The sequence below is a fragment of the Streptomyces sp. NPDC001668 genome (assembly GCF_042893155.1).
Classification (GTDB): Bacteria; Actinomycetota; Actinomycetes; order Streptomycetales; family Streptomycetaceae; genus Streptomyces.
Genome location: NZ_JBIAUQ010000016.1, coordinates 96,963 through 120,870, shown reverse-complemented (window position 1 = coordinate 120,870; position 23,908 = coordinate 96,963). Strand labels below are relative to the sequence as shown.

Genomic DNA, 23,908 nt, shown 5'->3' with positions numbered 1-23,908 from the left:
GGGGGCTACTGCCCTGGCTCACCGCCCTCGACCGCCATGTCGGCGGGCTCACCGCACCGCATGAACAGGTCGATCTCCTGGGCCTCGCCCACCTCCACATGGTCAGGCGCGGCGAGGACGAACCCGTCGTCCATCCCCGGCTCCGCCGCGTCCACCGCCTCCGCCGTCATGGCGACGACCGGCGGGTTCCCCTTCAGCAGCGGCAGCGGGTCGACCGTCGCCCCCGAACCGTTGCGGCCCTTGCGGACCTCGAAGTGCAGGTGCGGGCCGGACGAATTGCCGGTGCTGCCCGAGAGCCCGATCCGCTGCCCGGCCGCGACCTTGGTGCCGGTGGCCACCAGCCGCCGGTCGAGGTGGGCGTAGAGCGTGAACAGCCCCCCTCCGTGGGCCACGATGACGTAGCGGCCGTAGGAGTAGGTGAGGTCGACCGACTTCACCACCGTTCCGGCAGCGGACGCGAGGACAGGGGTGTGCCTCGGGGTGCGGTAGTCCACACCGGTGTGGTGCCTGCGGTAGTCGGAGCCGGTGAAGCCGCGGACGATGCCGTAGGTCCCGCGGAAAGGCTTGTAGAGCGTGGTCATGGCTGCCTCCAGTTGCTGGAACGGCTCTCCGCTGGTGCGGTGAGCGCCTGACCTGACCGTTCCGCGCCCGGTGTCCCGGGCTCATGAGGACGGCATCCCCTTCGCGCCCGGGCGCGGTACCGGGATCGGCCGGGAAGCCCGGTTGCCTTCAGAGCGGCACCACTCTTGTCTGACGGGTCGTCAGATACCACCATGGGGATGCGCCAACGGACCACGACGACCGTCAGTGAAGGGGGCGCCATGCAATCCCTGCCGCCGGGAGAGCCACTGCCCTACGGCATCCAGCTCCCCGTCCAGTCCCAGAGCACGATCTACGCCGAAACCTGGGAGGCCGGCGCCGGTCCCGAGGATCTCGCCGAGGTGGCCCGGGCCGCCGACCGCGCCGGGTTCGCGTACATCGCCGCCTGCGACCACGTGGCGATCCCGCGCCGCCTCGCGCCCGCGATGAGCACGGTCTGGTACGACCCGGTCGCCACCCTCGCCTACCTGGCGGCCGTGACCGAACGGGTGCGGCTGCTGAGCCATGTGGCCGTCGTGGGGCTGCGGCACCCGCTCCTCACCGCCAAGCAGTACGCCACCCTCGACCATCTCAGCGGTGGGCGGCTGATCCTCGGGGTCGGCGCGGGACACGTGCGGGAGGAGTTCGAGGCGCTCGGGGTCGACTTCGCCGGGCGCGGGGTCGTCCTCGACGAGTCGGTCGACGCCCTGCGCAAGGCCCTCGGCCCCGAGGAGTTCCCCGAACACCACGGCAAGCTCTACGACTTCGCGGATCTCGGCCAGCGCCCCCGCCCCACCCAGTCCCACATCCCGGTGTGGGTCGGGGGCTCCTCCCCGGCCGCCGTACGCCGGGCCGCCCTCAGAGGCGACGGCTGGCTGCCCCAGGGCGACCCCCGGGACCGGCTGCCCGGGCAGATCGAGCGGATACGGCGGCTGCGGGCGGAGGCGGGCATCGAGGGGCCGTTCACCGTCGGAGCCATCGCCGAGCCGCTCTACGTCGGCACGCCCACCTGGGACGTCGGCCGCCGCACCCTCAGCGGCACGCCCGAAGAACTCGCCCAGTCCCTGCGCGCCTACCGCGCGATGGGCGTGGACCAGATCCAGGTGCGGTTCCGCAGCCGCGGCTGTGCCGAACTCATCGACCAGGTCTCGGCGTTCGGCGCCGGCACCGCCCCCCACCTCTGAGGAGTCACCGCATGGGCAAGCTGGACGGACGTGTCGTCCTCGTCACCGGCGCGGCGCGCGGGCAGGGGGAGCAGGAGGCCCGGCTCTTCCGGGCGGAGGGCGCCGAGGTCGTCGTAGGGGATGTGCTCGACGAGCAGGGGGAGGCGCTGGCGGAGGAGATCGGGGCGCTGTATCTCCACCTGGACGTGTCCCAGGAGGCCGACTGGCGGCGGGCGGCACAGGCCGCCGTCGAGGAGTACGGGCGGGTCGACGGGCTCGTCAACAACGCCGGCATCCTGCGCTTCAACTCCCTTCTCGACACGCCCCTCGACGAGTTCATGCGGATCGTGAACGTCAACCAGGTCGGCTGCTTCCTCGGCATCAAGACCGTGGGGCCGGTCATGGCCGACGGCGGCACGATCGTCAACACGGCCTCCTACACCGGGGTGACCGGGATGGCGGGGGTGGGCGCCTACGCGGCCTCCAAGCACGCGATCCTCGGGCTCACCCGGGTCGCCGCGCTGGAGCTGGCGCCGCGCGGGATCAGGGTCAACGCCATGTGCCCGGGGGCCGTCGACACCGCGATGTCCAACCCGGCCGTCCTCGATCCGTCGGCCGACGGGGCGGAGGCCTCCCGGGGGCTCGACCGGTTCTACCGCAAGATCGTGCCGCTCGGCCGGATCGGGCGACCGGAGGAGGTGGCGGCGCTCGCGCTGTTCCTGACCTCCGCCGACTCCTCGTACATCACCGGGCAGCCGTTCGTGATCGACGGGGGATGGCTGGCGGGAGTCAGCGTCATCTGACTGACCGTCAGCTATTGACCCCCCATGCCGGTGGTGCCACAGTCACATCGAAACTGACGATCCGTCAGAAATATTCGAGACCGGGGATGGTGACCCGCCTTGGAATTCGGGCTCTTTGTACAGGGATACGTGGGCAAGCGCGCCGAGACCGACCCGCTGGCCGAGCACAAGGCGCTGATGGAGGAGACCGAGTACGTCATCCAGGCGGACCGGTCCGGCTTCAAGTACGCCTGGGCGTCCGAGCACCACTTCCTGGAGGAGTACTCGCACCTCTCCGCCAACGACGTGTTCCTCGGCTACCTCGCGCACGCCACGGAGCGGATCCATCTGGGCTCGGGCATCTTCAACCCCCTCGCCCAGGTCAACCACCCCGTGAAGGTCGCCGAGAAGGTGGCCATGCTCGACCATCTCACCGAGAACCGCTTCGAGTTCGGCAGCGGGCGCGGGGCCGGGTCGCACGAGATCCTCGGGTTCATCCCCGGGGTGACCGACATGAACCACACCAAGGAGATCTGGGAAGAGACCATCGCCGAGTTCCCCAAGATGTGGCTCCAGGACGAGTACGTCGGCTTCCAGGGCAAGCACTGGCAGCTCCCGCCGCGGAAGATCCTGCCGAAGCCGTACGGCAAGTCGCACCCCGCGATGTGGTACGCCGCCGGGTCGCCGCCGTCGTACGCCATGGCCGCCCACAAGGGGCTCGGGGTGCTCGGCTTCAGCGTGCAGAAGGTCTCCGACATGGAGTGGGTGCTCGAGCAGTACAAGACGGCGATCGTGGACGCCGAGCCGATCGGGGACTTCGTCAACGACAACGTGATGGTGACGACGACGGCGATCTGCGCGCCGACGCACGCCGAGGCGATCGAGATCGCGGTGAACGGCGGGCTGCACTACCTGCCCTCGCTGGTGTTCCGGTACCACGACACGTTCCCGCGGCCCGAGGGGTTCCCGGTGTGGCCGGAGACGCTGCCCGAGTACACCGCGGAGTTCGTCGAGCTGCTCATCGAGGAGGAGCTGCTGATCTGCGGCGACCCGGACGAGGTGGTCCGGCAGTGCAAGCGGTGGGAGCAGGCCGGGGCGGACCAGCTGAGCTTCGGGTTGCCGGTGGGGGTGCCGAAGGAGGAGACGCTTCAGACGATTCGGCTCATCGGGGAGCACGTCATTCCGAAGATCGACACGGATCCTGTGCACCGGACATCCCGCTTCCGGGGTGCCGCGTAATCGCCGTTGCGGTGTGCGGGCGCGTCGGGGCCGGTCGCGCGGTTCCCCGCGCGCCTTTATGCGCAAGGCAGGCCGAGGAGGCAACGTTCATGCTCGATCACGTCATCAAGGGTGCGACCGTCGTCGACGGGACCGGTGCGGCCGCCTTCACCGCTGACGTGGGGATACGGGACGGCCGTATCGCCGCGATCGGTGAGATCACCGAGGAAGCCCGTACCCGGGAGGACGCCACCGGGCTCGTCCTCGCCCCCGGGTTCGTCGACCCCCACACCCACTACGACGCCCAGCTGTTCTGGGACCCGTACGCGACGCCCTCCCTCAACCACGGCGTCACCACGGTCGCCGCCGGGAACTGCGGGTTCACCCTCGCGCCCCTGAACCCGGCCCGCCCGGACGACGCCGACTACACCCGCCGCATGATGTCCAAGGTGGAGGGGATGTCCCTGGTGGCCCTGGAGGAGGGGGCGCCCTGGAGCTGGAGCTCCTTCGGGGAGTACCTGGACGCCCTCGAAGGCCGTATCGCCGTCAACGCGGGCTTCATGGTGGGGCATTGCGCGCTGCGGCGGTACGTCATGGGACCGGACGCCGTCGGAGGGCAGCCGTCCGAGGAGCAACTGGCCCGGATACTGCGCCTGTTCCACGAGGCGATGGACGCCGGCGCCTGGGGCTTCTCCACCACCCAGTCCTCCACGCACTCCGACGGGGACGGCAGGCCCGTCGCCTCCCGGCACGCCCTGCCCGCCGAACTGCTCGCGCTCTCGCGGGCCGTGGGGGAGCACGAGGGGACGCAGATCGAGGCGATCGTCGCCGGGTGCCTCGACCAGTTCAGCGACGCCGAGATCGAACTGTTCACGGAGATGAGCGCGGCGGCCGGGCGGCCCCTCAACTGGAACGTGCTGACCATCGACTCGGCCGTGCCGGAGCGGGTGCCGAGGCAGCTGCTCGCGAGCGAGCAGGCGAGGAAGGCGGGCGGCCGGGTCGTCGCCCTGACCATGCCGATCCTCACCCCGATGAACATGTCCCTGGGCACCTTCTGCGCCCTGAACCTGATCCCCGGCTGGGGGCCGGTGCTCGCCCTGCCCGTCCCCGAACGCATCGAGAGGCTGCGCGACCCGGACGTGCAGAGGGAACTGCTCCGGCAGTCCCAGTCCAAGGAAGCCGGGGTCTTCCGGCGGCTGACCAACTTCGGGCGGTACGTCATCGGCGACACCTACAGCGAGACGAACCGCGGGCTCAGCGGGCGGGTCGTGGAGGACATCGCGGCCGAGCGCGGGCAGGAACCGTTCGCCACGCTGGTCGAGATCTGCGCGGCCGACGACCTGCGTACGGTCCTGTGGCCCATGCCCACCGACAACGACCCGGCGTCCTGGGCGATGCGGGCCGAGGCCTGGCAGCACGAGGACGTGCTGCTCGGCGGGTCCGACGCCGGCGCGCATCTGGACCGGATGTGCGGGGCGCCGTACACGACCCGCTTCCTCGGGGACTGTCTGCGCGGCCGGAAGCTGACCTCCCTGGAGCAGGCCGTGAAGATGCTCACCGACGACCCGGCCCAGCTGTTCGGGCTGCGCGAGCGCGGGCGGATCCAGGAGGGCTTCCATGCGGACCTCGTGCTCTTCGACCCGGAACGGATCGCCGCGGGCACGGCCACCCTGGTGCACGACCTGCCGGGTGACAGCCCGCGGCTCGACTCCAAGGCGATCGGCGTCCGGGCCGTATGGGTCAACGGCGTCGAGGCGATCCGGGACGACGTGGTGAGCGGGGCCGTGCCCGGCCGGGTACTGCGGTCCGGGCGGGACACGCGGACGGTGAGCACCAGGTGAGCCCAGCGGAAAGCCTCTCCGGGGAGCAGCGGCTGTTCATCGGGGGTGAGTGGGTGGCTCCCGACGGCGACGGCGGGTACTACGCGGTGGTCGATCCGGCCACCGAGGAGACCGTCGGGCGGGCTCCGGAGGCCTCGCGGGATCAGGTGCACGCGGCCTGCGCCGCGGCCCGCGAGGCCTTCGGGCCGTGGTCGCGTACGGCCCCCGAGGAGCGGGCCGCCCTGCTGGCCCGGGCCTGCGACCTCATCCGCTCCCGCCTGGTGCCGTACGCCGACCTGGCCCGGGCCGAGACCGGAGCGACCACCGGGGTGGCCCGTGGCATGCAGGTCGGCGTGGCCGCCGCCCGCTTCAGGCGGTACGCGCGGGTCGAGCCCGCCGAGTGGGCGATCCCGCCGCAGGTCAACGAGGCAGGCCCGATGGGAAAGGCCGCGGTGATGGGCGCGCTGGCCGTGCGGCAGCCCGTCGGCGTCGTCACCTGCATCACCTCGTACAACAACCCCTGGGCGAACCCGGCCGGCAAGATCGCCCCGGCGCTCGCCATGGGCAACACGGTGGTCGTGAAGCCCGCCCCGCAGGACCCCCTCTCCGTGTACCGCATGGCGGAGGCGCTGGAGGCGGCCGGGGTGCCGCGCGGGGTCGTGAACGTGGTCAGCGGGCGTTCCGTGGAGGTCGGCGAGGCCGCCGTCGACTCACCTGACGTCGACATGGTCAGCTTCACCGGATCCACGGCGGTCGGACAGCGCATCGGCGAGGTGTGCGGGCGGTCCATGAAGCGGCAGCTGATGGAGCTCGGCGGGAAGGGGGCCGCGGTCGTCTTCGAGGACGCGGACCTCGCCTCGGCCGTCGCCGGGATCGGGACGACCTTCTCCTTCTACAGCGGACAGATCTGCACGGCACCGACACGGGTGCTGGCGCAGCGGGGGATCTACGACCGCCTCGTCGAGCAACTGGTCGCGTATGCCGGTCGGTTGAGGGTCGGTGACCCGCGGGAGGCGGGGACGGTCGTCGGCCCGGTGATCTCGGCCGCGCACCGGGAGCGGGTGGAGTCGTACGTCGAACTCGGCCGCAAGGAGGGCGCGGTGGTCGTCTCCGGCGGCGAACGTCCGCCGCTGGACAGGGGCTTCTACGTCACCCCGACCCTCCTCGCCGACTGCCGTTCCGACATGCGCGTGGTCCGGGAGGAGATCTTCGGCCCGGTCGTCACCGTCACCCCCTTCGACGACGAGGAGGAGGGCATCGCGCTCGCCAACGACAGCGACTACGGCCTGATCGACTACGTCTGGTCGGCCGACGTGGCCCGCGCCTTCCGCGTGGCACGGCGGCTGCGGGCCGGGGGAGTCGGGGTCAACACGGTCGGCCGCAACATGGAGGCGCCGTTCGGGGGCTTCCGCAGGAGCGGGGTGGGCCGGGACTGCGGGTCGTACGCGCTGCACGCCTACAGCGAGGTGCAGTCGATCGTCTGGCCGGGGTGAGGGGCCTGGGGGCATGTTCGGCCAACTGACCGGTAACCCTCGGGTGGGCCCGTAGAGTCCCGGATCGGAGGGCCCGGACGTCTGTGCCGGCGCCCCTGACGATTAGTCAAGAACCGTTCCGGAGAAGTGACTTGAAGCTCACCAAGCGTATCGCCCTGACCACCGCGGGTCTTGCCGCCGCAGCCGCCCTGCTGAGCACGGCCACCGGTTACGCCACCCCCGCGGACGCCGCGCCGAAGCCCGTGAAGGCCCCCGCGGCGCTCAAGGTGCCCGACGGCAACAAGCTGACCGGTGTGTACCCGGCCCGCGGTGTGCAGACCTACACCTGCACCGACGGCGCCTGGAAGCTCCTGGAGCCCGCCGCCACCCTCTCCGACAGGAGAGGCCGCACCGTCGCCCTCCACTCCCGCGGTCCCGTCTGGGTCTCCACGGTGGACGGCAGCGCGGTGAACGCCACGGCGATCGCCAACTCCCCCAGGACCGGCACCATCCCCGAACTCCTCCTCCAGGCCACCGCGACCCGGGGCACGGGCGTCTTCGGGGGCGTCTCCTACATCCAGCGCCTCCACACCACCGGCGGCGTGGCCCCGGCCACGGCCTGCACGGGCACCGACCAGGTGAGCGTGGCGTACACGGCGACGTACGCCTTCTACAAGCCGGCGAAGTGACGCGGGTGACTCTCTGAGCGGCGCGGAGCGGAGCGGCGTCGGGCCTGGGGCCGCCGTCGTGCCGCTCGGGGAGTCACTGGTCGAGATCCACCCGTACCGTCAACTGCCCGGCCCCTATCGCCCGCACGGCGGCGCTGTTCATCAGGGGCAGGCCGCGCAGTCGTACGGCGGTGTCGTCGTCCGGCATCAGATGCGCGGTCCCGGTGTGCCACCGCCCGCGGATCCGTACCCGCACGCGCGGGTCGGCCTTGATGTTGCGCACGTACTGCGACCGCTCACCGAACTCCGAGACCAGCCAGAAGGAGTCGCCGACCCGCTTGCCGCCCACCGGCGTCCGGCGGGGCAGACCGGACGTACGGCCGGTGGTCTCCAGGACGGTCTGCAGGGGCAGTCGGCGCATGACCGGGTTGAGGCGGCGCTGAACGGCCCTGGCGGCACGGTACTTGCGCTCGGCGTCTCGGGACATGGGCGGGGAGACTCCTGTCTCTTGTCTTCCGTAACCTGACCGGCGGCCTCGATGATCTCAGGGTGCGGCCGGGCGGACGAGGGGTACGGGCGATGCGCGTGGTGACCTGGAACCTGTGGTGGCGCTTCGGCCCGTGGCAGGAACGCCAGAAGGCGATCCTCGCGGTGCTGCGGGAGCTGCGGCCGGATGTGGTCGGGCTCCAGGAGGTGTGGTCGACGGGTTCCGAGAACCTGGCGGAGTGGCTGGCCGGGGAACTGGGCCTGCACTGGGCGTGGGCCCCCTCACCCGCCTCGGAGCGCTGGCAGCGCCGGATCGGTGACCCGGGGGTCGAGGTCGGCAACGCGGTACTGAGCCGCTGGCCGGTGATCGACCGGGCGGTCCTGCGCCTGCCGGCCCCCGACGCGCTGGACGACGGCCGCCTCGCCTTCCACACCCGGCTCGCGGGCCCGTCGTACGAGATCCCCTTCTTCACCACCCACCTCACCTCGGCCCCCACCGCGTCGGCGATCCGCTGCCAACAGGTCACGGCGCTCGCGGAATTCGTGGCCGGGCACAGGTCGGGCACCGACTTCCCGCCCGTCATCACCGGCGACTTCAACGCCTGGCCCGACTCCGACGAGATCCGCCTCTTCGGCGGCTACAAGACGGCCCCGGCAGCCCCCGGCCAACTCTTCCTGGACGCCTGGGAGTACGCCGACCCGACGGCCCCCTCGGCGACCTGGGACCCGGTGAACCCGTACGTCCACATGTCCCCACCGGCCCGCATCGACTACATCCACGTGGGCCCGCCGGGGGCGAGGGGGCTGGGCCATGTTCTGGGCGTTCGGCGCGCGGGGGACGGGCCGGTGGACGGGGTGTGGCCGTCGGACCACCTGGCGGTGGTGGCGGACCTGGCGGACGGGTCAGAGTGACTTGAGCAGGGCGGCGAAGGCGCCGTGGCTGACGGTGACGATGGTTTGGGCGGCGTCGGAGTCCGTGATGTGGACGTTGTCGGGGTCGGTGGATATGTGGACGCAGGCCTCGCCCTCTTGGCAGTAGGACGACTTCTGCCAGGTGTTGGTGGGCATTTCGGCTCCTTCAGAGATTCTGGATGATGGAGTGGATCAGATCGCGGGACTTCGCGGGACTGAGGGCGATGCCCTCCACGACGTCCAGGAGGCGCCGGTACTTCTCCAGATGCGCCTCGGCATCGATGAGCATCGGACCATGGAACTGGTCCAACTGCACGGTGTCCAGCGGCGCCACCGGGCCGCAGAGGTAGTTGATCGACTGGCCCGACCCGGGGAACGCCCCGACATCGAAGGGGAGTACACGAAGGGTGATGTGCTCCCGCAGGCTCATGTCGATCAGATGCCGAAGCTGATCGCGTGACACCCGGCGGCCGCCGACCAGCATGTGCAGGGCAGCTTCATGGATCACCGTGCTGTACGGATTCGGGTTCGCCCGGAACACGAAGTCCTGCCGCTTGATCCGGTGTGAGACGCGGTGCTCGACCTCCGGTGGCGTCGGGGTCGGGATCGCCTGGCTGAAGATCTCCCGGGCGTGCTCGGCGGTCTGGAGCATGCCGGGGATGTGGGCCGTGAAGGCGGTGCGGACCGCTGTGGCGTGATGTTCCAGCTCCGCCAACGAGAGGAGTCCGGAGGGCAGCACCTCGCGATACGCGTCCCACCACCAGCCCCGGGACCTCTCGGCCGCCATGTCGGCGAGGGCGTCGACGTAGGGCTGGTTCGTGCAGGAGTACAGAGCGGCCATCGCCCGCACGCGCTCCGGGCTCACGCCGAACCGGGCCGACTCGACGTTGCTGAGTTGACCCGAACTCGTGCCGAGCAGGTGTGCGGCCTCGGTCGCGGTCAGACCGGCCCGTTCCCGGAGTTTGCGCAGCTCAGTCCCGAGCCGGACACGTCGAGCCGTCGGCGCGGGCCTTGGCGCCATGAGACTTCCTCCTACCGGGCGTACGGCGAGCTTGTCACCCACACGAGGGAGAAGACGCCGAGATTCTTCGAAGTGGCGCAAAGAACCTTTGCGTGACCCCTATCGTCGTATCCAGGCGCCCTACCTGGAAGCGCACCGTGGGACGCCACGGCAGAGACACCAGGCACCCGTCCAACTCCCCTCAGTGACCGGAGACTTCCGATGGCCACCGTATCCCCGTCCTGGAACTACACCCTGCATCTCCCGCACGATCCACGCGCACCGGGCATCGCGAGAGGCGCTCTGCGGTTGATCCTGGCCGCACACGAACTGCCCGACCTCACCCCCACCGCGGAGCTGCTCGCGGCGGAACTGCTGGCGAACGCGCACTGCCACACGAAGGGCCCGTACGCCTTCCGCCTCTTCTCCCCGGCCCCTGGGCGGGTCCGGGTCGCCGTCTGGGACACGGACCCCCGCGTCCCGCCGGGCTTCACCTCCGACCAACCTCCCCCCGCACCGGACGCCGAACACGGCCGAGGCCTGCACATGGTCAGGGCCTGCGCGGACGCGACGGGCGTGTCGGTGCTGCGAGAGCTGGGCGCGTCGAAGGGCGGGAAGCTGCTGTGGGCGGAGTGCGGGGTGCCGGGATGGTGAGCCGGGCCATACTGGGAGCCGGAGCGATGTCCGTTCACCAGGAGCCGACCATGAGCGCACAGCCCGAACACGGCTGGGGAGCGATGCCCCTCCCGAAGATCCGGACCGTGGACGACCTGCGCAGCGCACTCAGCCGCTACGGCTTCCCCGGCGACCGCGACCGCTTCGAGACGGAACTGGCGGCCGCCATAGGAGCCTCGCCGACCGACGATTTCGCGGGCGCGGCCGCGGTGGTCAGGGCCTACCGGCACCGGGTCCTGATCAGGAACTCGCCCGAGATCATGACAGCCCTGGAAGACGCCCGTGGCGGAGGCGGCCGTAGGTGAACGAGATCCCGCTGGAGGAGGCCGAGAGCGCCAGGAAGGCGTTCGGCGAGCTGACGGAGGGAGAGCGGGACGTGGTCCGCGGGGCACTCGCCACCATTGCCCAGGACCCGGCGGCGGGCCGGGAGATCCCGGGCTGGCGCCCGCCCTCAGTGGAGTACACGTACACCACTCCCCTCGCCCCCGACTCGGCCGAGGCGATCACGGTCGTGTACACGTACACACCGGGTCTGGGGGTGACGGTCGTCTATTACTTCCGTGATCCACAAGTGGTGGACTGAGACGCCCTTCCGCTCACGCCTTCGGCACCGTCCACTCCCTCGGCTCTTCCAAGCCGTCCGGCTGGTACAGCACGGACTCCGGGCGCTTGGCGGCGGGGACGGTGAACGCCAGCTTCCCCCGAGCACACTTGCCGGCGGTCACCATGACTTCGAAGGGGAACTCCGGCTTCGGGAAGTCGCCATAGGTGGTGCCCGACGGGTTGATGCGGCTGCCGTCGCCGTAGTACAGCGTCCAGCTGCTCGTGTTGTCGGTGTACGAGCCCCTGGTCCCGCACAGCTTCAGTTCCGCGTACGCCCACACGTAGCCCGCCTCCCCGGCCTCTTCGCTGGCACTGCCGACCGAGGCGAAGCCCTGTTTGTAGCCGAGCACGGTCAGGGTGCCTTCGAAGGGCTTGGTCGGGTCGATGTTGTGCACACTCCAGGTGTCCCCGAAGGCGAAGGGCTTGGACGCCGACGGTGGTGAGACGGGTGCCTCGACCGCTCCGGGCGTAGTGAGCACAGTCTGTGCACTGGTGACCGTCATGGTGGCCGTCGCCGAGGGAGCCGCCTTGTCGGCACCGGAGTCGGCCGTCACGCCGATCAGCACACCGGCCAAGAGCCCGGCGACGCCCGCGCCCGCGTGGGTGAGGATGCCTCTGCGGGAGCGCGCGGGGTGCGGCGGCTGAGCAGCGACGTCGTCGAGCTGAGGGTGCAGTGGCCCGTCAGGAGGTCCCGACGGGGTCGGGCTGTTCATGGCTTCAGCGTGCGACGGCTGGACTGTTCGCGCACTCCGGGCGTCAGCTGTCCCACGGCTGCTCCGACGTGCGGTGCACCCGACCAGGTGCTGAACTGGAGATCGGATCTGATCGAGCACAGGACGTTGCGATGACCGGCAACGACAGACGACGCGGACCTCTGTGGAGGATGCGACGGAAGTGGGCATCCCTGGGTCTGCTGGGCAGGATCTTGACTGTAGCCCTCGGGTTGCTGGCCACCTTTGTGCTCCTGGGGGGCATCCTCAGCGCCGTCGACCCACCTGACGCCGAGCCCCGCTCACCCGCGACGTCCGACACTCCGGCAGTTGGCGCCTCGACGGCACTGCCGACGCACCCCGTCGAAATGCCGACCGTCACGGCTACCGAGACCGTGACCGTCGCCTCCTCACCCCCTCCTCCGAAGACCGTGACGAAGACGGCCGAAGCCCCCGAACCGAGGACGACGGCCCCAGCCCCTGATGTGTACTACCAGAACTGCGACGAGGCCCGGGCCGCCGGTGATGCTCCGCTCTACCGCGGCGACCCCGGATACGGGCCGCATCTTGACAGGGACGGTGACGGCGTGGCCTGCGAGCCGTACGCGGGGCCTTGAGGACGGGGGGAGGGAAGCACCGGGGCGTAGGCAGTCAGTCGCCCTGCCTCTCCCCCGTGAACACGCTGATCAGCCCGTGGGGGGCGTCGTTGCCGAACATGAGGGCGAACAGCTCGGTGCCCTCGTTGGCCGTTTCGGCGCTGCGGGGGAACAGGGCGCGCTCGTACTCGGTGAGCGCGGTCTCGATGTCGTCGGGGTGGGCCGCGAGGGCCTGGGCGAGTTCCGCGCCGTCGAGCATCGCGAGGTTGGCGCCCTCGCCGTTCGGGGCGGCGAGATGGGCGGCGTCGCCGAGCAGGGTCACTCCGGGCACCCGCTCCCACCGGTGCTCCACGGGCAGCGCGGCGATGGGACGCAGCACAGGGGCGGTGTCGGTGTCCGTGATCAGTCCGGTGAGTTCCGGTGCCCAGCCCTCGAACTCCCGCGCGATCCGGGCGATGGCCGCGGCGGAGTCGCTGAAGTCGATGTCCGCGAACCAGTCCTGCGGCCGCGTGAGTATCACGTACGTGTGCAGGTTGCCGCCCCGCTCCCGGTGCGTCACGAAACCCTTGCCCGGGGCCAGTACGAACAGCGCCCCGCCCCCGACCACCTTCGCGCTGGCCGGGTGCCGGGTGTCGGAGTCGTGCAGGTAGACCTCGACACAGGACATCCCTGTGTACTCGGGCGTCGCGGCGGAGAGCAGCGGCCGTACCCGGGACCACGCGCCGTCCGCGCCGACCAGCAGATCGGTGACGACGCTCGTGCCGTCGGCGAACGTCACCTCGTGGCGGCCCTCGCCGAGCGCACGGGTGCCGCTCACCTTGTGACCCCACCGGACCGTGCCGGGCGGCAGTGAGTCCAGCAGGACCTGCCGCAGTTCGCCGCGCTGCACCTCGGGGCGGCTGCCGGTGCCGTCGTCGGGGTGGTCGAACAGGAGGGTTCCGTCCCGGTCGACCAGCCGCGTCGCCTCGCGGCCCTCCAGGATGAGGCCGCGGAACTCGTCCATCAGGCCGGCTGCCTGGAGGGCCAACTGCCCGTTGTAGTCGTGGATGTCGAGCATCCCGCCCTGTGCACGCGTGGTCGGCGAGGCCTCCGCCTCGTACACGGTGGCCGGGATTCCGTTGACGTGCAGGACGCGGGCGAGCGTGAGGCCGCCGAGTCCGGCACCGATGATCGTGACGTGGGTGGTGGTCATGGTGACTCCTTGCGGGTCTGGGGCCGGGTGGGCACCGGCCGTCTCCACAAAGACTCCGGGCTCCCGTCGACAACCCACCGACACCGGACCGACAGCCCCGACAGATGACCGACAGCCCCGACAGATGACCGACAGGGCGTCGACCCCGACCGGCAGGCCCCGCCCCGCCACCCCCCGACACACTCGCGCCCGGCCTCCACCCCACTCACAGATCCCGACCAGTCGGTATGGACATCCCCGCCCCGACCCGGTACAGATGCACCCATGCGTATTTCCGTGACGATCTTCCTCACCGACGAGACCATCACCCCGACCCGGCTCGCCCGTGAGCTGGAGGCGCGGGGCTTCGCCGGGCTGTATCTGCCCGAGCACACCCACATCCCCGTCGAGCGGGTCACCCCGTACCCCGCGGGCGGAGAGCTGCCGCGCGAGTACGGCCGTACCCTCGACCCCTTCGTCGCGCTCGGCCAGGCCGCCGCCGTCACCGAGCGGCTCGGGCTCGGCACCGGCATCACGCTCGTGGCCCAGCACGACCCGATCGACCTCGCCAAGCAGATCGCCACCCTGGACCACCTCTCCGGCGGCCGGTTCACGCTCGGGCTCGGCTTCGGCTGGAACGTCGAGGAGGCCGCCGACCACGGCGTCGAGTGGCGTACGCGCAGGGAGCTGGTCCGCGACCGGATGGCTCTCATGCAGGCGCTCTGGGCGGACGAACCGACCGCCTACGAGGGCGAGTTCGGGAGCGTCCGGGCCAGCCACGCCTTCCCCAAGCCCATTCAGAGGCGGACCCTCGTGGGCGGGGCCGCGGGGCCGAAGCTGTTCGAGCACATCTGCGCCTACGCCGACGGCTGGCTGCCCATCGGCGGACGCGGGCTCACCGAGTCCCTGCCCGTGCTGCGCGCCGCCTGGTCCGACGCGGGCCGTGACCCGGGCGCGCTGCAGGTGGTGCCGTACGCCGTCTTCCCGAACCCCGGGAAGCTCGCGCACTACGCCGAGCTCGGCATCGAGGAGGTCGTGGTGCAGTTGCCGCCGGCGGGGGAGAGCGAGGTGCTCAAGGCGCTTGACGAGTATGCCCGCTATGTCCAGGGTGATGGTGGCAGTGTGTAACGCCGTGCCGTCCAAGGTGGACCAAGTGGTGCTTGTCCGGCGTGATCCGCCCGCTCGTATGCTCGAAGGATGACGACTTCCGCGACCTCCGGAACCGGCCCCACCGACCGCCCCGGCGGTACCGGCCCCACCGAGAACTCCATGCGTCGCGCCCTCAAACGCGCCCGGGACGGCGTGGCCCTGGACGTGACAGAAGCAGCGGTGCTGCTGCAGGCGCGCGGCGAGGCCCTCGTCGACCTCACCGCCTCCGCCGCCCGGGTCAGGGACGCGGGCCTCGAACAGGCGGGCCGCCCCGGTGTCATCACGTACTCGAAGAGCGTCTTCATCCCCCTGACCCGGCTGTGCCGGGACAAGTGCCACTACTGCACCTTCGTGACCGTGCCCGGCAAGCTCCGCCGGGCCGGTCACGGCATGTTCATGTCTCCCGACGAGGTCCTGGACGTGGCCCGCAAGGGCGCCGCGCTGGGCTGCAAGGAAGCCCTGATCACCCTCGGCGACAAGCCCGAGGACCGCTGGCCGGAGGCCAGGGAGTGGCTGGACGCGCACGGCTACGACGACACCATCGCCTACGTCCGGGCCATCTCCATCCGCATCCTGGAGGAGACGGGCCTGCTGCCCCACCTCAACCCGGGCGTACTGTCCTGGACCGACTTCCAGCGGCTGAAGCCCGTCGCGCCGAGCATGGGCATGATGCTGGAGACGACCGCGACCCGGCTGTGGTCCGAGCCCGGCGGCCCGCACCACGGCTCCCCGGACAAGGAACCCGCCGTACGGCTGCGGGTCCTTGAGGACGCCGGACGCTCCTCCGTCCCCTTCACCTCCGGCATCCTCATCGGGATCGGGGAGACCTACGAGGAGCGCGCGGAGTCCCTCTTCGCACTCCGGCGCACCGCACGCGCCTACCACAGCGTCCAGGAACTGATCATCCAGAACTTCCGCGCCAAGCCGGACACCGCGATGCGCGGCATGCCGGACGCGGAGCTCGACGAACTGGTCGCCGCGGTGGCGGTGGCTCGTCTCATCATGGGGCCGGCGGCCAACATCCAGGCCCCGCCGAACCTCGTCGACAGCGAGTACGAGCGGCTGATCGGCGCGGGGATCGACGACTGGGGCGGGGTCAGCCCGCTCACCATCGACCACGTGAACCCCGAGCGCCCCTGGCCGCAGATCGAGGAGCTCACCGAGCGGTCCGCCGCGGCCGGCTTCGAACTGCGCGAACGTCTCTGCGTGTACCCCGAGTTCGTGCAGCGCGGCGAGCCCTGGCTGGACCCGAGGCTGCGCCCGCACGTGGCGGCCCTCGCCGACCCGGAGACGGGCCTCGCCCGCCCCGACGCCCTACCGCAGGGACTGCCCTGGCAGGAACCCGAGGAGGTCTTCGTCCCGTCCGGCCGCACGGATCTCCACACCACGATCGACACCGAGGGCCGTACCTCCGACCGCCGCGACGACTTCGACGAGGTCTACGGCGACTGGGGCGCCCTGCGCGAGGCGGCCGCCCCCGGCATGGTGCCCGAGCGCATCGACACGGACGTACGGGACGCGCTGCGGGTCGCGGCCGACGACCCGACCAGGCTGACCGACGACGAAGCCCTCGCGCTGCTGCACGCCGACGGCCCGGCCCTGGACGCGCTGACCCGGATCGCCGACGACGTCCGCAAGTCGGTGGTCGGCGACGACGTGACGTACATCGTCACGCGGAACATCAACTTCACCAACGTCTGCTACACCGGCTGCCGTTTCTGCGCCTTCGCCCAGCGCCGCACCGACGCCGACGCCTACACCCTCTCCCTGGACCAGGTCGCCGACCGCGCCCAGCAGGCCTGGGAGGTGGGCGCGGTGGAGGTGTGCATGCAGGGCGGCATCCATCCGGACCTGCCCGGGACGGCGTACTTCGACATCGCGAAGGCGGTCAAGTCCCGCGTGCCCGGGATGCATGTGCACGCGTTCTCGCCGATGGAGGTCGTCAACGGCGCCACCCGCACCGGCATGTCCATCCGCGAGTGGCTGACCGCGGCCAAGGAGGCCGGACTGGACTCGATACCCGGCACGGCCGCCGAGATCCTCGACGACGAGGTCCGCTGGGTGCTCACCAAGGGCAAGCTGCCCACGGCGACCTGGATCGAGGTGATCGAGACCGCCCACGAGGTCGGCCTCCGGTCCTCCTCCACGATGATGTACGGCCATGTCGACCAGCCCCGCCACTGGCTGGGCCACTTGCGCACCCTGGCCGGCATCCAGCAACGCACGGGCGGCTTCACGGAGTTCGTGACGCTCCCCTTCATCCACACCAACGCCCCGGTGTATCTGGCCGGCATCGCCCGCCCCGGCCCGTCGATGCGGGACAACCGGGCGGTCACGGCGATGGCCCGCCTGCTGCTGCACCCCTGGGTGCCCAACATCCAGACCAGCTGGGTCAAGCTCGGCACCGAGGGCGCGGCGGAGATGCTCCGCTCGGGGGCGAACGACCTGGGCGGCACCCTGATGGAGGAGACGATCTCGCGGATGGCGGGCTCGTCGTACGGCTCGTACAAGTCGGTGAAGGACCTGATCGCGGTGGCGGAGGCGGCGGGCCGTCCCGCACGGCCGCGTACCACCCTGTACGGGGAGGTCCCGGAGGAGCGGCAGAAGGCCGCGCAGGTCTCCGACGGGCATCTGCCGGAGCTGCTGCCGGTGCTGGACTGAGAGCGGCTCTGGACTGAGAGCCGCTCTGGACAGGTGTCGAGACGGGGGCCGGTACGATGATCCGACCCCCGTTCGACGGGGATCCTGAGCCGAGGAGATGCGTGCCGTGCCAGCCCCGAAGGTCTGGGTGACGGGTCTGACCGTGGGGGCGGTCGCCGCTGTCGTCGTCCTGGCCGTACAGGCCGACAAGGGGACGAAGCCCAGCGCGGCCGTCACCACCCGGCCGAGCGTGTCGGCGTCCCCGAGCGCGTCCGCGCGGCCCGAGCCGTCCGCCACCGCCGTCCCGGACAGCTCCGGCACCGGCCGCCGGATCGTCTACTCGCTCGGCGAGAAGCGGGTCTGGCTGATCGACGCGAGCGAGGCGGCCCGGCGGACCTTCGCCGTCTGGCCGGGGACGGTCGACCCCGCCCCCGGCACCTACTCGGTCTCGCTGCGCCGGGGGGAGCCGACGACCGGGTCCGACGGCGTGAAGATCGAGCACATCGTGTACTTCACCGCCGTGGACGGCGTGAACGTCGCCTTCTCCAACGCGGTGGACGGCTCCTCGCCCCCGCCCGCGAACGGCACCCGGACCGGCGGCATCCGCATGAAGACGGCGGACGGCGCGGCACTGTGGGCGTTCGGCGAGACGGGGACGAAGGTCGTCGTCGTCAACTAGAGGGGCGCTCCGGCAGGTTGACCACCAGCAGCACGACCCCGCTCAGCAGGAACACCCTGAGTGCCGCGTCCAGCCCGTTCCAGGTGTCCGACTGCCACATGGAGAACCACTCCCCGCCGATCGCGATGAACCCGGCGCCGAAGAGCAGCATCAGCATGAGCAGACCGTAGGTGGAGAAACGCCGGGCGGCCGGGTCGTCCCGGCGCACCCACAGCCACGTGCCGTAGATCAGCACGAGCGCCGCGAGCGTCTCCCAGACGATGATCGCGACGTACGCCGTGTTCTGAAGTCCCTTGCTGGTGACGGCTCTCCACATCAGATCGTCGTCCTTGAACGTCGTGTCCATCGCGAGAACGTGCTGCACGAACGCCTGGTTCGTCCCGAAGTCCGTGATGTTCCCGAACGCGACGAGCGCCGTGTACAGCGCTACGGACGCGGTGAGCAGGGTGGCGGAGAGGTGAAGTGCGGTGCGTGGGGTGCGTGGGGGTGTCGATGCCATGGGGGCCATCTTCCCCGGGACCCGGTGGTGTGATCCAGATCGTGAGCCAGAATGGCGGACATGGTGAGGACACGGCTGTCGATGCAGGAGCTGATCGCACAGCGCAGGCGGGCCGGCTTCGTCGGCCGAGGCGCTGAACGAGCGGCGTTCCGTACGAACTTCGACCTCCCGCCGGAGGACGAGCGACACCGGTTCCTGTTCCACGTCCACGGCAACGCGGGTGTCGGAAAGACGTTCCTGATCCGGGAGCTGGAACAAGTAGCGCGCGAGCAGGGAGCGTTGACGGCGTACGTCGACGAGAGTGTCGGCAGCGTCCCGGAGGCGGTGGCGGCGATCAGTCGCCAACTCGGCTCCCAAGGACGCCGTTTCAAGGATCTGGAGCGGCTCCTGGCCGCCCACCGGGAACGCCGGCACGAGGCGGAGGCGGCCGTCGCCACCCTTGAGGCGGAGCCGGAGGGGCCGTCGGCGGGCAGCATGGCCGTGGCGCGGGCGGGGCTGGCCGGGCTGGGGATGGTGCCGGGGGTGGGAGCCTTCGCCGGCGTCCTGGACCCGGCTCAACTCGCCCAGGGCGCCGACCGGTTGCGAGCCGGCCTCAGTGCCCGCCTCCGCAGCCGGGAGGACGTGCAGCTGGTCCTGGAGCCGGAGCTGGTACTCACCCCCGTGCTGCTGAACGAACTCGCCGACGCGGCGGCCACGGCACCCTGGATCGTCCTGTTCTTCGACACGTACGAGAGGACCGGCCCGTTCCTCGACGGCTGGCTGCACGAGGTGATGACCGGCGACCGCCACGGCACCCTCCCCGCCACGGTCGTCGTGGTGACGGCAGGCCAACGCCCCTTCGACACCGCCCGCTGGGGCGCCTTCGCCGACTTCATGACGGACGTACCGCTCGGGCCGTTCACGGAGGCGGAGGCCCGGGGGCTCCTGGCCGGCAAGGGGGTCGTCTCCGAGCCCGTCGTCGAGGAGGTCCTGCGCCTCACGGGCGGCCTGCCGGTGCTGGTCTCCACCCTCGCGGAGCAGCGCCCCGCCGGCCCCGACGACATCGGCGACCCCAGCGCCACGGCCGTCGAGCGCTTCCTGAAATGGGAACAGGATCCGGTACGGCGATCCGCGGCCCTGACCTGCGCCCTGCCCCGCCACCTGGACCTGGACGTGTTCCGGGCCGCCGTGGACTGCCCGGACGGCGAGGCGGACGCGCTCTTCGCCTGGCTGCGGGCCCTGCCGTTCGTGACCGACCGCGGCGACCGGATCCGCTACCACGACCTGGTGCGGGACACGATGCTGCGGATGCAGCGCGGACGCTCCCCGCGCGGGTGGGCCGGCCACCACACGCGCCTGGCCCGGGCGTTCGGCCAGTGGCGGGCGGAATCCGAAGCCGGGCGCGGGGACCGGGAGCTGTGGGCGGACGAGAGGTGGCGGGAGCTCCGGCTCGCCGAGTCCTACCACCTGCTGTGCGCCCAGGCGTCCGCCGCGCTGCCCGTGGTGCTGCGGGACTTCGTCGACGCCTGCGACACGGACGACGTCACCGCCGTCCGCTGGGCGCGGACCCTGCTGGACGCCGGCCGGGACGGCGACGCGGAGACGGTGTCCCGCTGGGGGGCCGACCTGTCCCAGGCGCTCAGCGAGGGCGGCACGATCGCGGCGCTCGCCCGGCTGCTGTCCCGGGCGGGCCTCGACGAACCGGCCCAGGCGCGCGCCCGAGTGGTACGCGGCAGCGCACTGCGGCGCGTCGGCGCACTGGAGGAGGCGCTGCGCGATTACGACCGGGCCGTGGCGCTGGATGCCGGGTTCGCGCGCGCCTACCGGGGCCGTTCCTACGTCCGGGGCGAACTCGGCGACTACGAAGCGGCGGTCGACGACCTCGACCGGGCCCTCGGACTGGAGCCGGACAGCGCCTCCGCCCACTCGGTGCGCGGCGAGTACCACCGGGCGCTGAACCACGCCGACGAAGCGCTCAGGGATCTGAACCGCGGGATCGAACTGGACCCCGCCCACCACTTCGCCTGGGCCTCCCGGGGCGCCGTCCACCTGTCCCGGGGCGAACTCGACGCCGCGCGGGCGGACTTGGACCGGTCACTGGATCTCAACCCCGACTACACCTGGGCCCTGGTCCGCAGGGCCCGCGTATGGCGCGGCCTCGGCGACCCCACCCGCCAACTGGCCGACCTGGACCGGGCCGTGACCCTTCAGCCGGACTGGCCCTGGAGTCGCTGCGAACGCGGCGACGCGCTCCGCAACGCCGGCCGCGTCGAGGAGTCCCTCCACGACTACGACCACGTACTGGCCCTCCACCCCGACTACGCCTCGGCCCACGCGAGCCGCGGCGCCGCCCTCGCCGCCCTGGGCCGCCACGAGGAGGCCCTCACGGCCCTCGACCGCGCCCTGGACCTCAACCCCGCCTACACCTGGGCCCTGTGCCGCCGAGCCGAGACCCACCTGGCCCGGGGCGCCTTCGACCTGGCCCTCGCCGACGCGGAGCAGGCCTGCGCGCTGAACCCGGACGACGAGCGAGCGCGCGCGGTGCGGGACCGGGTGCGGGGGGCCGCCGGATGAGGCGTCCGGTCGGCTCACGCCGAGGGGGTCCCGTCTCCGTCCCTCAGGTCGTAGGCCCGCCGGGCCTCCTCCACCCGCTCCAGATTCGGTGACCACTGCGCGAGTGTCGCGAACAACGGGGCCAGGCTGCCGCCCAGTTCGGTGATCTCGTACTCGACGCGGGGCGGGACCTCCGCGTGGTACGTGCGGTGGACCAGTCCGTCGCGTTCGAGTTGGCGCAGGCGCTGGGTCAGGACCTTGGGGGTGATGGTGGCGATCCGGCGTTGCAGTTCCACGAAGCGCTGGCGGCCGTACGCGTGCAGGGTCCACAGGATCGGTGTGGTCCAGCGGCTGAAGACGATGTCGACCACGGGGGCGATCGGGCAGGCGTTCTGGGGTGTGGTCTCTGTCACATCGGTGCCCTTCGCCCATTACTTTCCTCTAGGTACCTACTGACCTCCCGATAGTAGCGTCGCCGTGTGTCCACAGGAGCCTCCGGATCGGGGAGAAGAATGATCGTGGTGACCGGTGCTACGGGTAACGTCGGACGGCCGCTGGTGCGGGCCCTCCTCGCGGCGGGGGAGCGGGTGACGGCCGTCTCGCGGCGGAGCCCCGACGAATTGCCGGCAGGGGTACGGCATCATCAGGCCGACCTCGCCGAGCCCCGGACCCTGAAGCCCGCCCTCGACGGCGCCGAGGCCCTCTTCCTCCTGACCTCCGGCGACTTCCTGGCGCAGGGCGGCGACCTCGACGCGGTCCTCGACGTCGTCAGGGCCGGTGGCGTCCGGCGGGTCGTGCTGCTCTCCTCGCAGGGCGTCGGCACCGGCGACCACCCTTCCGGACCGGAGGACGCCGTAAGGCGGTCGGGGGTCGAGTGGACGATGCTGCGGCCCGCCGGGTTCCACTCCAACACCCTCCGGTGGGCGGGTGCGGTGCGCGGCGGGCGGACGGTGGCGGCGCCGTTCGGGGACGTCGCGCTGCCGACCGTCGATCCGGACGACATCGCCGAGGTCGCCGCCGTGGCGCTGCGGCAGCCGGGACAAGCGGGACAGGTGTACGGGTTGACCGGGCCCGCCCCGGTGTCGCCCCGGCAGCAGGCCGCCGCGATCGGGGAGGCGCTCGGCGAGCCCGTGCGGTTCGTCGAGCAGAGCCGGGCCGAGGCGCGGGCGGAGATGGTCCGCTTCATGCCGGAGCCGATCGTGGACGCCACCCTCGACATGCTCGGTGATCCGTCACCGGGTCTGCGGCACGTCAGCCAGGACGTCGAACGGGTCCTCGGCCGGTCCCCCCGCACCTTCGCCGAGTGGGCGACCCGCAACGCCGACGCCTTTCGGTAAAAGGGCGCATACCCACACGGCCCCTGAACCCCGCACCCCCGTCGATTACAGTGCTGAGCGTCGTACATACGGACGGTCGCCACGGGGAGGTCTTGGTGGGCGCGACAACCGGGGCCGTCGTCTGGGGCCGTGCCGAGCAGCAGGACTTCCGCAGCCGGGTGCGCGGGACGCTGCTCGGCGTGGCCGTGGGTGACGCGCTGGGCGCGCCGGTCGACGGGCTCGGACTGGACGAGATCAGAGAGGCGTACGGCGCCGAAGGGCTCGTGGACCTCGGGTTCGGGTACGGCCGGCGCGGTGCCGTCACGCATCTCACCCAGCTCAGCCTCTTCACCGTGGACGGGCTCATCCGGGCCCAGGTGCGGCGGGACACCGGCGCCTGGCATCCGCCCACCGATCTGCACCGGGCCTACCTGCGCTGGTACGCCACCCAGCGGGACTGGGGGCCCGACGAGCGGCGCAAGGACGACGGCTGGCTGGCCCGGGAGGAGTGGCTGTACGCCCGCCGCGACCCCACCCGGTCCCTGCTCATCGGGTTCGGCGACGACACCATGGGGACGCTGGAGTCGCCCAAGAACCCGAACGAGCTCGGGCCCGAGGCCACCGCCCGGTCAGCGCCCTTCGGGCTGCTCGTCGGATGGGAGCCGCAGCTCGTCGTACAGCTGGCGGTGGAGTGTGCCGCGCAGACCCACGGGCACCCCGTGGCCTATCTGTCGGCGGGCGCGTACGCCGTGATCGTGCACGCGCTGGCGCTCGGCGACAGCCTGGACGGGGCGGTGCAGCGGGCGCTCGCGCTGCTGGCCGCGCGGCCCGGGCACGAGCCCGTGTCCGACGCGCTCCAGCACGCGCTGGGTGCCGTACGGCAGGGGATGCCCACCCCGGCGCGGGTGGAGGAACTCGCCGCCGACGGGTCGGCGGACGGGCTGCTGTCCGCCGCCGTGTACTGCGCCCTGGTCGGGGAGGACGTACGGCACGGTCTGTGCCTCGCCGTGAACCACGACGGCCCCTCCGCCGCGGCCGGCGCCCTCACCGGCGGCCTCCTTGGCGCCCTCCACGGCGAAACGGCCCTCCCCCCGGCCTGGCTGGCCGAACTGGAGGGCCGCCCCACCCTGCTGGAACTGGCCGACGACTTCGCGATGGAGATGACCCAGGGCCCCGCCCTGCACGGGCCCGCGGGGGCGTCGCCGGGGTGGCTGGTCCGCTATCCGAGGGCCTGAGAC

The 23,908-nt window shown here is 71.5% G+C and carries 25 protein-coding genes; 17 read left to right on the top strand and 8 right to left on the bottom strand.

What is annotated here, in order from left to right:
* Positions 1-5: 5 nt before the first annotated feature.
* On the bottom strand, positions 6-581 hold the full coding sequence (locus ACFYZ8_RS36275) for a M23 family metallopeptidase (RefSeq protein ID WP_388539284.1): 576 nt from the start codon (positions 579-581) through the stop codon (positions 6-8).
* Positions 582-821: 240 nt separating this feature from the next.
* Between ACFYZ8_RS36275 and ACFYZ8_RS36270 the strand changes: the two genes are divergently transcribed.
* The 6 genes from ACFYZ8_RS36270 (at position 822) to ACFYZ8_RS36245 (ending at position 7,723) form a co-directional block, all read left to right on the top strand.
* A complete protein-coding gene (locus ACFYZ8_RS36270; protein WP_388539285.1) occupies positions 822-1,763 on the top strand; it encodes an LLM class F420-dependent oxidoreductase in 942 nt (313 codons plus the stop codon).
* Positions 1,764-1,774: 11 nt separating this feature from the next.
* Positions 1,775-2,545, top strand: coding sequence for an SDR family NAD(P)-dependent oxidoreductase (locus ACFYZ8_RS36265; RefSeq protein ID WP_388539288.1), 771 nt, complete (start codon positions 1,775-1,777; stop codon positions 2,543-2,545).
* Positions 2,546-2,644: 99 nt separating this feature from the next.
* A complete protein-coding gene (locus ACFYZ8_RS36260; RefSeq protein WP_388539290.1) occupies positions 2,645-3,763 on the top strand; it encodes an LLM class flavin-dependent oxidoreductase in 1,119 nt (372 codons plus the stop codon).
* An 11-nt stretch (positions 3,764-3,774) separates the two neighbouring features.
* Positions 3,775-5,583: an amidohydrolase family protein gene (locus tag ACFYZ8_RS36255; protein WP_388539292.1), complete on the top strand. Its 1,809-nt coding sequence runs from the start codon at positions 3,775-3,777 to the stop codon at positions 5,581-5,583.
* Positions 5,580-7,055, top strand: a complete 1,476-nt coding sequence (locus ACFYZ8_RS36250; RefSeq protein ID WP_388539295.1) for an aldehyde dehydrogenase family protein — start codon at positions 5,580-5,582, stop codon at positions 7,053-7,055. Before ACFYZ8_RS36255 ends, ACFYZ8_RS36250 begins: the two co-directional genes overlap by 4 nt.
* A 131-nt stretch (positions 7,056-7,186) precedes the next feature.
* The gene (locus tag ACFYZ8_RS36245) at positions 7,187-7,723 is read left to right on the top strand and encodes a DUF3455 domain-containing protein (RefSeq protein WP_388539297.1); all 537 of its coding nucleotides are present in this window, start codon (positions 7,187-7,189) and stop codon (positions 7,721-7,723) included.
* 73 nt (positions 7,724-7,796) lie between these two features.
* On the opposite strand, the gene ACFYZ8_RS36240 is transcribed toward ACFYZ8_RS36245, so the two are convergent.
* Complete coding sequence (locus ACFYZ8_RS36240) at positions 7,797-8,189, bottom strand: nitroreductase/quinone reductase family protein (protein WP_388539300.1); 393 nt, start codon at positions 8,187-8,189, stop codon at positions 7,797-7,799.
* 92 nt (positions 8,190-8,281) lie between these two features.
* On the opposite strand from ACFYZ8_RS36240, the gene ACFYZ8_RS36235 reads away from it, so the two are divergent.
* Entirely contained in the window at positions 8,282-9,100 is an 819-nt protein-coding gene (locus tag ACFYZ8_RS36235) for an endonuclease/exonuclease/phosphatase family protein (RefSeq protein ID WP_388539302.1), read from the top strand.
* On the opposite strand, the gene ACFYZ8_RS36230 is transcribed toward ACFYZ8_RS36235, so the two are convergent.
* On the bottom strand, positions 9,092-9,256 hold the full coding sequence (locus ACFYZ8_RS36230; RefSeq protein WP_359032916.1) for a DUF397 domain-containing protein: 165 nt from the start codon (positions 9,254-9,256) through the stop codon (positions 9,092-9,094). The genes ACFYZ8_RS36235 and ACFYZ8_RS36230 overlap by 9 nt on opposite strands.
* A gap of 10 nt (positions 9,257-9,266) precedes the next feature.
* A complete protein-coding gene (locus ACFYZ8_RS36225) occupies positions 9,267-10,121 on the bottom strand; it encodes a helix-turn-helix domain-containing protein (RefSeq protein ID WP_388539304.1) in 855 nt (284 codons plus the stop codon).
* 201 nt (positions 10,122-10,322) lie between these two features.
* Here ACFYZ8_RS36225 and ACFYZ8_RS36220 point away from each other — a divergent pair, with 201 nt between their 5' ends.
* From ACFYZ8_RS36220 to ACFYZ8_RS36210, 3 genes are read left to right on the top strand one after another with little or no spacing between them, the layout of a single operon-like run.
* Positions 10,323-10,754: an ATP-binding protein gene (locus tag ACFYZ8_RS36220; protein WP_388539307.1), complete on the top strand. Its 432-nt coding sequence runs from the start codon at positions 10,323-10,325 to the stop codon at positions 10,752-10,754.
* Positions 10,755-10,804: 50 nt separating this feature from the next.
* The gene (locus tag ACFYZ8_RS36215) at positions 10,805-11,080 is read left to right on the top strand and encodes a hypothetical protein (protein ID WP_388539310.1); all 276 of its coding nucleotides are present in this window, start codon (positions 10,805-10,807) and stop codon (positions 11,078-11,080) included.
* A complete protein-coding gene (locus ACFYZ8_RS36210) occupies positions 11,077-11,358 on the top strand; it encodes a hypothetical protein (protein ID WP_388539312.1) in 282 nt (93 codons plus the stop codon). Before ACFYZ8_RS36215 ends, ACFYZ8_RS36210 begins: the two co-directional genes overlap by 4 nt.
* A gap of 13 nt (positions 11,359-11,371) precedes the next feature.
* Here ACFYZ8_RS36210 and ACFYZ8_RS36205 read toward each other — a convergent pair whose 3' ends face one another.
* The gene (locus tag ACFYZ8_RS36205) at positions 11,372-12,091 is read right to left on the bottom strand and encodes a hypothetical protein (protein ID WP_388539315.1); all 720 of its coding nucleotides are present in this window, start codon (positions 12,089-12,091) and stop codon (positions 11,372-11,374) included.
* A 131-nt stretch (positions 12,092-12,222) separates the two neighbouring features.
* Here ACFYZ8_RS36205 and ACFYZ8_RS36200 point away from each other — a divergent pair, with 131 nt between their 5' ends.
* A complete protein-coding gene (locus tag ACFYZ8_RS36200; protein WP_388539317.1) occupies positions 12,223-12,705 on the top strand; it encodes an excalibur calcium-binding domain-containing protein in 483 nt (160 codons plus the stop codon).
* A gap of 34 nt (positions 12,706-12,739) precedes the next feature.
* Here ACFYZ8_RS36200 and ACFYZ8_RS36195 read toward each other — a convergent pair whose 3' ends face one another.
* Positions 12,740-13,876 (bottom strand): FAD-dependent oxidoreductase, encoded by a 1,137-nt coding sequence (locus tag ACFYZ8_RS36195; protein WP_388539320.1) that lies wholly within the window; start codon positions 13,874-13,876, stop codon positions 12,740-12,742.
* 264 nt (positions 13,877-14,140) lie between these two features.
* Between ACFYZ8_RS36195 and ACFYZ8_RS36190 the strand changes: the two genes are divergently transcribed.
* The 3 genes from ACFYZ8_RS36190 (at position 14,141) to ACFYZ8_RS36180 (ending at position 18,323) form a co-directional block, all read left to right on the top strand.
* Positions 14,141-14,983 (top strand): LLM class F420-dependent oxidoreductase, encoded by an 843-nt coding sequence (locus ACFYZ8_RS36190; RefSeq protein ID WP_359032926.1) that lies wholly within the window; start codon positions 14,141-14,143, stop codon positions 14,981-14,983.
* A gap of 69 nt (positions 14,984-15,052) precedes the next feature.
* Positions 15,053-17,665, top strand: a complete 2,613-nt coding sequence (locus ACFYZ8_RS36185; protein ID WP_359032928.1) for a bifunctional FO biosynthesis protein CofGH — start codon at positions 15,053-15,055, stop codon at positions 17,663-17,665.
* Positions 17,666-17,762: 97 nt separating this feature from the next.
* Entirely contained in the window at positions 17,763-18,323 is a 561-nt protein-coding gene (locus ACFYZ8_RS36180; RefSeq protein WP_388539324.1) for a hypothetical protein, read from the top strand.
* On the opposite strand, the gene ACFYZ8_RS36175 is transcribed toward ACFYZ8_RS36180, so the two are convergent.
* The gene (locus tag ACFYZ8_RS36175) at positions 18,316-18,822 is read right to left on the bottom strand and encodes a DUF2165 domain-containing protein (RefSeq protein ID WP_388539327.1); all 507 of its coding nucleotides are present in this window, start codon (positions 18,820-18,822) and stop codon (positions 18,316-18,318) included. The genes ACFYZ8_RS36180 and ACFYZ8_RS36175 overlap by 8 nt on opposite strands.
* Positions 18,823-18,873: 51 nt before the next feature.
* Between ACFYZ8_RS36175 and ACFYZ8_RS36170 the strand changes: the two genes are divergently transcribed.
* Positions 18,874-21,375, top strand: coding sequence for a tetratricopeptide repeat protein (locus ACFYZ8_RS36170; protein ID WP_388539330.1), 2,502 nt, complete (start codon positions 18,874-18,876; stop codon positions 21,373-21,375).
* Between the two features lie 14 nt (positions 21,376-21,389).
* Here the strand turns inward: ACFYZ8_RS36170 and ACFYZ8_RS36165 are convergent, their stop codons facing one another.
* Positions 21,390-21,767, bottom strand: a complete 378-nt coding sequence (locus tag ACFYZ8_RS36165) for a helix-turn-helix domain-containing protein (RefSeq protein WP_359032936.1) — start codon at positions 21,765-21,767, stop codon at positions 21,390-21,392.
* Between the two features lie 99 nt (positions 21,768-21,866).
* Between ACFYZ8_RS36165 and ACFYZ8_RS36160 the strand changes: the two genes are divergently transcribed.
* Both ACFYZ8_RS36160 and ACFYZ8_RS36155 read left to right on the top strand, forming a co-directional pair.
* Positions 21,867-22,691 carry an NAD(P)H-binding protein gene (locus ACFYZ8_RS36160; protein WP_388539491.1) on the top strand — a complete coding sequence of 275 codons (825 nt, stop codon included), beginning with the start codon at positions 21,867-21,869 and terminating at the stop codon, positions 22,689-22,691.
* A gap of 95 nt (positions 22,692-22,786) precedes the next feature.
* Positions 22,787-23,905, top strand: a complete 1,119-nt coding sequence (locus ACFYZ8_RS36155) for an ADP-ribosylglycohydrolase family protein (protein ID WP_359032938.1) — start codon at positions 22,787-22,789, stop codon at positions 23,903-23,905.
* Positions 23,906-23,908: the final 3 nt, after the last annotated feature.